Source organism: Pseudomonas silensiensis (genome assembly GCF_050434865.1).
Taxonomy (GTDB): domain Bacteria; phylum Pseudomonadota; class Gammaproteobacteria; order Pseudomonadales; family Pseudomonadaceae; genus Aquipseudomonas; species Aquipseudomonas fluorescens_W.
Genome location: NZ_JBNDJH010000048.1, coordinates 1 through 2,603 on the forward strand (window position 1 = coordinate 1; position 2,603 = coordinate 2,603).

Here is a 2,603-nt window from a genome sequence, read left to right on the forward strand (position 1 = left end):
CGGCCATAGTGGGTGATAGCCCTGTACGCGAAAATCTCTTAGTCATGAAATCGAGTAGGACGGAGCACGAGAAACTTTGTCTGAATATGGGGGGACCATCCTCCAAGGCTAAATACTACTGACTGACCGATAGTGAACTAGTACCGTGAGGGAAAGGCGAAAAGAACCCCGGAGAGGGGAGTGAAATAGATCCTGAAACCGTATGCGTACAAGCAGTGGGAGCCCACTTTGTTGGGTGACTGCGTACCTTTTGTATAATGGGTCAGCGACTTATTTTCAGTGGCGAGCTTAACCGAATAGGGGAGGCGTAGCGAAAGCGAGTCTTAATAGGGCGTCTAGTCGCTGGGAATAGACCCGAAACCGGGCGATCTATCCATGGGCAGGTTGAAGGTTGGGTAACACTAACTGGAGGACCGAACCGACTACCGTTGAAAAGTTAGCGGATGACCTGTGGATCGGAGTGAAAGGCTAATCAAGCTCGGAGATAGCTGGTTCTCCTCGAAAGCTATTTAGGTAGCGCCTCATGTATCACTGTAGGGGGTAGAGCACTGTTTCGGCTAGGGGGTCATCCCGACTTACCAAACCGATGCAAACTCCGAATACCTACAAGTGCCGAGCATGGGAGACACACGGCGGGTGCTAACGTCCGTCGTGAAAAGGGAAACAACCCAGACCGTCAGCTAAGGTCCCAAAGTTATGGTTAAGTGGGAAACGATGTGGGAAGGCTTAGACAGCTAGGAGGTTGGCTTAGAAGCAGCCACCCTTTAAAGAAAGCGTAATAGCTCACTAGTCGAGTCGGCCTGCGCGGAAGATGTAACGGGGCTCAAACCATACACCGAAGCTACGGGTATCACTTAGGTGATGCGGTAGAGGAGCGTTCTGTAAGCCTGTGAAGGTGAGTTGAGAAGCTTGCTGGAGGTATCAGAAGTGCGAATGCTGACATGAGTAACGACAATGGGTGTGAAAAACACCCACGCCGAAAGACCAAGGTTTCCTGCGCAACGTTAATCGACGCAGGGTTAGTCGGTCCCTAAGGCGAGGCTGAAAAGCGTAGTCGATGGAAAACAGGTTAATATTCCTGTACTTCTGGTTATTGCGATGGAGGGACGGAGAAGGCTAGGCCAGCTTGGCGTTGGTTGTCCAAGTTTAAGGTGGTAGGCTGGAATCTTAGGTAAATCCGGGATTCTAAGGCCGAGAGCTGATGACGAGTTACCCTTTGGGTGACGAAGTGGTTGATGCCATGCTTCCAAGAAAAGCTTCTAAGCTTCAGGTAACCAGGAACCGTACCCCAAACCGACACAGGTGGTTGGGTAGAGAATACCAAGGCGCTTGAGAGAACTCGGGTGAAGGAACTAGGCAAAATGGCACCGTAACTTCGGGAGAAGGTGCGCCGGTGAGGGTGAAGCATTTACTGCGTAAGCCCATGCCGGTCGAAGATACCAGGCCGCTGCGACTGTTTATTAAAAACACAGCACTCTGCAAACACGAAAGTGGACGTATAGGGTGTGACGCCTGCCCGGTGCCGGAAGGTTAATTGATGGGGTTAGCTAACGCGAAGCTCTTGATCGAAGCCCCGGTAAACGGCGGCCGTAACTATAACGGTCCTAAGGTAGCGAAATTCCTTGTCGGGTAAGTTCCGACCTGCACGAATGGCGTAACGATGGCGGCGCTGTCTCCACCCGAGACTCAGTGAAATTGAAATCGCTGTGAAGATGCAGTGTATCCGCGGCTAGACGGAAAGACCCCGTGAACCTTTACTATAGCTTTGCACTGGACTTTGAATTTGCTTGTGTAGGATAGGTGGGAGGCTTTGAAGCGTGGACGCCAGTTCGCGTGGAGCCAACCTTGAAATACCACCCTGGCAACTTTGAGGTTCTAACTCAGGTCCGTTATCCGGATCGAGGACAGTGTATGGTGGGTAGTTTGACTGGGGCGGTCTCCTCCTAAAGAGTAACGGAGGAGTACGAAGGTGCGCTCAGACCGGTCGGAAATCGGTCGTAGAGTATAAAGGCAAAAGCGCGCTTGACTGCGAGACAGACACGTCGAGCAGGTACGAAAGTAGGTCTTAGTGATCCGGTGGTTCTGTATGGAAGGGCCATCGCTCAACGGATAAAAGGTACTCCGGGGATAACAGGCTGATACCGCCCAAGAGTTCATATCGACGGCGGTGTTTGGCACCTCGATGTCGGCTCATCACATCCTGGGGCTGAAGCCGGTCCCAAGGGTATGGCTGTTCGCCATTTAAAGTGGTACGCGAGCTGGGTTTAGAACGTCGTGAGACAGTTCGGTCCCTATCTGCCGTGGACGTTTGAGATTTGAGAGGGGCTGCTCCTAGTACGAGAGGACCGGAGTGGACGAACCTCTGGTGTTCCGGTTGTCACGCCAGTGGCATTGCCGGGTAGCTATGTTCGGAATAGATAACCGCTGAAAGCATCTAAGCGGGAAACTAGCCTCAAGATGAGATCTCACTGGGACCTTGAGTCCCCTGAAGGGCCGTCGAAGACTACGACGTTGATAGGTTGGGTGTGTAAGCGCTGTGAGGCGTTGAGCTAACCAATACTAATTGCCCGTGAGGCTTGACCATATAACACCCAAGCAATTTG

Annotated in this window: 1 rRNA gene; it reads left to right on the forward strand. The window is 52.2% G+C overall.

Annotation, left to right across the window (positions count from 1 at the left end):
* Positions 1–2,584: ribosomal RNA gene (locus QF010_RS33930) — 23S ribosomal RNA — on the forward strand; the annotation flags it as partial.
* Positions 2,585–2,603 lie beyond the last annotated feature (19 nt).